Origin of the sequence: Citrobacter sp. Cc139 (genome assembly GCF_030334645.1) — a bacterium.
In the GTDB taxonomy this organism is placed as follows: Bacteria; Pseudomonadota; Gammaproteobacteria; order Enterobacterales; family Enterobacteriaceae; genus Citrobacter; species Citrobacter werkmanii.
Map to the genome: position 1 here is coordinate 25,671 of NZ_JAOWDM010000067.1, position 6,738 is coordinate 32,408.

Sequence of the window (6,738 nt, forward strand, 5' to 3'; positions counted from 1 at the left end):
GTCTTATCCATCCGTAGTCCGATTAGCGTAGCGCGATCAGGCATTAAGTCCTTTACCAGTGTCCCATTCCCATATGACCGCCACCGCGATAGTTACCGCCACCGCCGCATCCGCCGTAGCCCATTCCGGCACCACGTGGCACGCCTGCCTGCGCCAGCGCGACATCACGCTTAACGCGCTGCTCATCCAGAGACTGATTCAGAGCCTCCATTTCTTTTGCCACGGCATTAATTTTTGCCGTGTCTGGCGAACTGGCTGTTAACAAGGCGTTGTACTCATAACGTTTGGAGACCAACTGTTGGCGTAACGCGCTGGTCTGGGAGTAGTAATCATCATAAATTTTCTGCGCGGTAGCCTGCTGCTCGGTGGTCATTGGTATGCCGCCCCGTTGCTGCATACCATCCCCATATCCCCAATGATGTTGCGCCAGCGCCGGGGTGGAGCCCAGAGTGATAAGAGAGAGTGCAATCAGCGCCAGTTTGTTGTTCCGTTTCATTGTTCGTTCTCCTGTTGGTTAGCTTATATTCCCTTTTGCATCTTCCGTGCCAAAGCGGCAATCCAGGCCTTGCGGAGGTTGTTCTCGCCGTCTCGGTAGGAAAGCGAGTAAAAATGACTCGCCAGAATTCGCCTGCGGGTCATTTTTACCCGCTACTTTGTGTCTGAGGGCAGGGTTCTCAGGGAGAAAAAATGGCATGATTTCTGCTGTATACCGGCAACGAAGAAAGGAAACGGTGGGTAAAGGGAGAACGTATGCGTCTTTATAAGGACACGGTGGCAAAGTGGTTGAGCAGACTCTTGCTGGCGGCAATCCTGATGTTGGTCGGCTGGTTTTCGATTATGACCATACGGGACTATGGTCGGGAAAGTGATGCCGCCCGACAAACGCTCCTGGAAAAAGGCAGTGTGTTGATTCGCGCCCTGGAGTCCGGCACGCGGGTGGGTATGGGAATGCGCATGCATCATGCCCAGCAGCAGACGCTGCTGGAGGAAATGGCCGTACAACCAGGTGTGTTATGGTTTGCCGTCGTCGATGAGCATGGCGTCATTATTACCCACAGCAATTCGGCGATGGTGGGTAAATCACTTTATTCGCCCGATGTCCTGCAGCAGCTACACCCCGGGGAACAAGAACGCTGGCGGAAAATTGAGATTCCAATGGGGGAGGGGGAAACAACGCCGGCTCTGGAAATTTATCGCCAGTTCCAGCCGATGTATGGGCCCGGACGCCATGGCATGGCGCGTTGCGCCAGCAATGACGGGCAGCTTATCACCCCAACGCAGACCATTTTTATCGCTTTCGATGCCAGCGACCTGGCCGCGACTCAGGCCAGAGAGTGGCGAAATACGCTGATTGTTTTGTCTGCGCTGGCGGCTGTGTTGCTGGCAACCGTGCTGACGTACTTCTGGTATCAGCGCTATCAGCGCTCGTATAAAGAACTACAGGATGCGATGAAGCGCAAAGAAAAACTGATGGCGCTCGGGCATCTGGCGGCTGGCGTTGCACATGAGATTCGTAACCCACTTTCATCCATCAAAGGTTTAGCAAAATATTTTGCCGAACGAACACCGGCAGGCGGTGAGTCTCACGAGCTGGCGCAGGTGATGGCGAAAGAGGCGGACCGTTTAAATCGGGTGGTGAGCGAACTGCTGGAACTGGTGAAACCTGCACATCTGACGCTACAACACGTGGATCTCAACCAGGTCATCACTCATTCACTCAACCTGGTGAGTCAGGATGCGGCAAGCCGGGAAATCCAGCTACGATTTGCAGCCAATGCCACGCTGCCTGCCATTGAGGCCGATCCCGATCGGCTCACCCAGGTTCTGCTGAATCTTTATCTGAACGCCATTCATGCAATAGGCCGTCAGGGCACGATTACGGTTGAAGCGAGTGAAAGCAGCGCCGATCGCGTTAAAATCGTGGTGACCGATAGCGGGAAGGGGATTGCGCCGGAACAGCTGGAGGCTATTTTTACGCCTTACTATACGACCAAAGCTGATGGTACTGGTCTGGGACTGGCGGTAGTGCAGAACATTATCGAACAGCACGGCGGCACTATCCAGGTGGCAAGTATTGAGGGCAAAGGTACGGTCTTTACTCTCTGGCTCCCGACGAAAGCGAAACGACAGGATTAACAAGGATGACGCGCGGAAAAATCGATATTCTGGTAGTGGATGACGATATCAGCCACTGCACTATTTTACAGGCGCTGCTGCGTGGCTGGGGTTATGACGTCGCACTGGCTTATAGCGGGCGAGCGGCGCTGGAACAGGTGCGTGAACGCGTATTTGATCTGGTGCTGTGTGATGTTCGCATGGCGGAGATGGACGGTATCGCAACGCTAAAAGAGATTAAAGCCCTGAATCCAGCCATTCCGGTACTGATTATGACGGCTTTCTCCAGCGTGGAGACCGCCGTAGAGGCGCTGAAAACCGGGGCGCTGGACTACTTAATCAAACCGCTGGATTTTGACCGTTTGCAGGAAACACTGGAAAAGGCGCTGGCGCATACGCGGGATACGAGCGCTGAAGTGTTGTCAGCGTCGGCTGTGCAGTTTGGCATGATTGGCAGCAGTCCGGCGATGCAGCAGTTGCTCAACGAAATTGCGATGGTAGCGCCCTCGGACGCCACGGTGCTTATCCACGGAGATTCCGGGACAGGGAAAGAGCTGGTTGCCCGCGCGCTACACGCCAGCAGCGCGCGCAGTGATAAGCCGCTAGTGACGCTGAACTGCGCGGCGCTGAATGAGTCGCTGCTGGAGTCCGAACTTTTTGGCCACGAGAAAGGGGCGTTTACCGGGGCGGATAAACGGCGGGAAGGGCGTTTTGTCGAAGCGGACGGCGGCACGTTATTTCTTGATGAAATTGGCGATATCTCACCGCTGATGCAGGTGCGTCTGCTGCGGGCTATCCAGGAGCGAGAGGTGCAACGGGTTGGCAGTAACCAGACAATTGATGTTGATGTCCGGCTGATCGCCGCCACGCACCGTAATCTGGCCGAGGAGGTCAGTGCCGGACGTTTTCGCCAGGATCTCTACTACCGTCTGAACGTGGTCACCATAGAAATGCCCGCATTATGTCAACGTCGGGAAGATATTCCGCTGCTGGCCGAACATTTTCTCCAGCGTTTTGCCGCGCGTAACCGTAAAGCGGTGAAAGGCTTTACTCCGCAGGCGATGGATCTGCTTATCCATTACGACTGGCCGGGCAATATCCGCGAGCTGGAGAACGCGGTGGAGCGGGCGGTGGTGCTGCTGACGGGCGAGTATATTACCGAGCGCGAGCTGCCGCTGGCTATTGCCGCGACGCCAATAAAAACGGAATACAGTGGCGAGATTCAGCCGCTGATGGAAGTGGAGAAAGAGGTCATTCTGGCGGCGCTGGAAAAAACGGGCGGCAACAAAACGGAAGCCGCCCGTCAGTTAGGCATTACGCGTAAAACGCTGCTGGCGAAAATTTCGCGTTAGCGCTGTTCGCGTTCGATGGCGCGCCAGCCGATGTCGTTACGGCTGAAGCTACCGTTCCAACGGATGTCGGCCATCAGGGCGTAAGCGCGTTTCTGCGCTTCGGCGACGGTGTGGCCCAGCGCGGTGGCGCACAGTACACGGCCGCCGCTGGTCAACACGCGGTCGTCATCGGCGAGTTTGGTGCCCGCGTGGAAAACCTTACCGTCAGCCACTTCTTCCAGCGGCAGACCGTGGATCTCGTCGCCGGTGCTGTAGCTGCCCGGATAACCGCCCGCGGCGATCACCACGCCTAATGAAGCGCGTTCGTCCCACTCGGAGGTTTTCTCATCCAGCTTGCCGTCGCAGGCGGCCAGGCACAGATCCACCAGATCCGACTTCATGCGCAGCATGATCGGCTGGGTTTCCGGATCGCCAAAGCGACAGTTGAACTCGATTACCTTCGGGTTGCCCTGCTTGTCGATCATCAGGCCCGCATACAGAAAGCCGGTGTAGGTATTCCCTTCCGCCGCCATGCCTTTCACGGTTGGCCAGATGATGCGTTCCATGGTGCGCTGGTGCACTTCATCAGTGACTACCGGCGCCGGGGAGTAAGCCCCCATCCCGCCGGTGTTCGGGCCGGTATCGCCGTTACCCACGCGTTTGTGGTCCTGGCTGGTGGCCATCGGCAGCACGTGTTCGCCGTCGACCATCACGATAAAGCTCGCTTCTTCACCGTCGAGGAACTCTTCAATCACGATGCGGTGGCCTGCATCGCCAAAGGCGTTACCCGCCAGCATATCCTGCACGGCGGCTTCCGCTTCTTCGAGCGTCATCGCGACGATAACGCCTTTACCGGCGGCCAGACCGTCGGCTTTGATGACGATCGGAGCGCCTTTCTCGCGCAGGTAAGCCAGCGCAGGCTCAACCTCGGTAAAGTTCTGGTACTCCGCCGTCGGGATGTGATGACGGGCGAGGAAATCTTTGGTGAAGGCTTTGGAGCCTTCCAACTGTGCGGCGCCTTCGGTTGGGCCGAAGATCTTCAGACCTGCGGCGCGAAACGCATCGACCACGCCAATCACCAGCGGCGCTTCCGGGCCAACGATGGTCAGGTCAATCTTCTCGTTCTGGGCAAAGCTCAGCAGCGCCGGGATATCGGTTACGCCGATAGCCACGTTTTGCAGCGCGGGTTCCAGCGCGGTGCCCGCGTTGCCCGGTGCGACAAAAACGGTATCAACCAGCGGCGACTGCGCCGCTTTCCACGCCAGCGCGTGCTCGCGCCCGCCGTTGCCAATCACTAATACTTTCATCGTCTGCTCCGTGGATTAATGGCGGAAGTGGCGCATGTCGGTAAAGATCATCGCGATACCGTGTTCATCGGCAGCGGCAATGACTTCATCATCACGGATAGAACCGCCAGGCTGGATCACACAGCTCACGCCCACGGCGGCAGCGGCATCAATACCGTCACGGAACGGGAAGAAGGCGTCGGAGGCCATCGCGGAGCCTTTCACTTCCAGACCTTCGTCAGCCGCTTTAATCCCGGCGATTTTCGCGGAGTAGACACGGCTCATCTGGCCTGCGCCTATGCCGATGGTCATGTTCTCTTTGGCATACACAATAGCGTTGGACTTCACAAACTTGGCTACCTTCCAGCAGAACAGCGCGTCACGCAGCTCTTGCTCGGTCGGCTGGCGTTTAGACACCACGCGCAGTTCGCCTTCGCCTACCATACCCAGGTCGCGGTCCTGAACCAGCAGGCCGCCGTTAACGCGTTTGAAGTCCAGACCCGGCACACGCTGTGCCCACTGGCCGCAGATCAGGACGCGAACGTTCTGTTTAGCGGCAGTGATCTTCAGCGCTTCTTCGGTCGCGGACGGGGCGATGATCACTTCCACGAACTGGCGGGAGATAATCGCCTGCGCGGTTTCGGCATCCAGCTCGCGGTTGAAGGCGATGATGCCGCCGAACGCGGAGGTTGGGTCGGTTTTGTACGCACGGTCGTAAGCGTCGAGAATAGTGGAGCTCACCGCCACGCCGCACGGGTTGGCATGCTTGACGATCACGCAGGCTGGCTCGTTGAACTCTTTCACGCATTCCAGTGCCGCATCGGTATCGGCGATGTTGTTGTAGGAGAGCGCTTTGCCCTGCACCTGCTGTGCGGTGGCAACGGACGCTTCTTTCACATTCTCTTCTATATAGAAGGCTGCCTGCTGGTGGCTGTTCTCGCCGTAGCGCATATCCTGCTTCTTAATGAAGTTCAGGTTCAGCGTACGCGGGAAGCGACCGGCGGCTTCTTTGCTTTCACCGTGGTAGGCCGGAACCATGCTGCCGAAGTAGTTGGCAATCATGCTGTCGTAGGCGGCGGTGTGTTCGAAAGCTTTAATCGCGAGATCGAAACGGGTGTCGAGAGTCAGAGAGCCTTCATTAGCATCCATCTCTTTAATAATGGCGTCGTAGTCACTGCTCTTCACCACGATGGCGACGTCTTTATGGTTCTTGGCAGCAGAGCGCACCATGGTCGGGCCGCCGATATCAATGTTCTCTACCGCATCTTCCAGCGAGCAGCCTTCACGGGCTACGGTTTCGGCGAAGGGGTACAGGTTAACGACCACCATATCGATAGGGGCGATGTGATGCTGTTCCATGATCGCATCGTCCTGGCCGCGACGGCCGAGGATGCCGCCGTGGACTTTTGGATGCAGGGTCTTCACGCGTCCATCCATCATTTCCGGGAAACCGGTGTAATCGGAAACTTCGGTCACTGCCAGGCCTTTTTCTGCTAACAGGCGGGCGGTCCCCCCCGTAGACAGCAGCTCCACACCGCGTGCGGAAAGTGCCTGAGCGAATTCGATGATACCGGCCTTGTCAGAAACACTGAGCAGAGCGCGGCGGACTGGACGACGTTGTTGCATGGTAAATCCCCTGGATTTGACTATTACAGAGAGCGTTAGGTGAATTCTTGGCTAAAAACTCAGCTAACGCCCCTCACGGGGCATCCTTGTTGTGCGGTGGCATTGTAACGAAAACGTTTGCGCAACGCTCGCGAATTTTTCTCTTTCCTTTAATTCGATTATTTCAGCTTTATAGATGAGGGGTAAATCGAAGTGATGATCGCAGGAGAACCTTATTTTGTGGATAACTCTGTGTGTAAATGGGTATAAGGCGGGGTTCTGCTGTGGAATGCAGCAGTCAGTCATTTTTCTGTCATTTAAGGGTTGCGGGCTGAAGGAAACTCCCTATAATGCGCCTCCATCGACACGGCGGATGTGAATCACTTCACACAAACAGCCCG

Annotated in this window: 5 protein-coding genes; 2 read left to right on the top strand and 3 right to left on the bottom strand. The window is 56.6% G+C overall.

Translation table 11 applies throughout. From position 1 onward, the window contains the following. Positions 1-52: 52 nt before the first annotated feature. Complete coding sequence (zraP, locus tag OGV69_RS04605) at positions 53-496, bottom strand: zinc resistance sensor/chaperone ZraP (RefSeq protein WP_069325391.1); 444 nt, start codon at positions 494-496, stop codon at positions 53-55. Positions 497-750: 254 nt separating this feature from the next. Between zraP and zraS the strand changes: the two genes are divergently transcribed. Next, positions 751-2,136, top strand: coding sequence for a two-component system sensor histidine kinase ZraS (gene zraS, locus OGV69_RS04610; RefSeq protein ID WP_069325392.1), 1,386 nt, complete (start codon positions 751-753; stop codon positions 2,134-2,136). 5 nt (positions 2,137-2,141) lie between these two features. Further along, complete coding sequence (gene zraR, locus OGV69_RS04615) at positions 2,142-3,467, top strand: sigma-54-dependent response regulator transcription factor ZraR (protein ID WP_069325393.1); 1,326 nt, start codon at positions 2,142-2,144, stop codon at positions 3,465-3,467. Here the strand turns inward: zraR and purD are convergent. Together purD and purH are read right to left on the bottom strand one after the other, a co-directional pair. Next, positions 3,464-4,753, bottom strand: a complete 1,290-nt coding sequence (purD, locus tag OGV69_RS04620) for a phosphoribosylamine--glycine ligase (RefSeq protein ID WP_038636163.1) — start codon at positions 4,751-4,753, stop codon at positions 3,464-3,466. The two genes, zraR and purD, sit on opposite strands and share 4 nt — an antisense overlap. A 15-nt stretch (positions 4,754-4,768) precedes the next feature. Beyond that, on the bottom strand, positions 4,769-6,358 hold the full coding sequence (gene purH / locus OGV69_RS04625; protein WP_038636165.1) for a bifunctional phosphoribosylaminoimidazolecarboxamide formyltransferase/IMP cyclohydrolase: 1,590 nt from the start codon (positions 6,356-6,358) through the stop codon (positions 4,769-4,771). Positions 6,359-6,738: the final 380 nt, after the last annotated feature.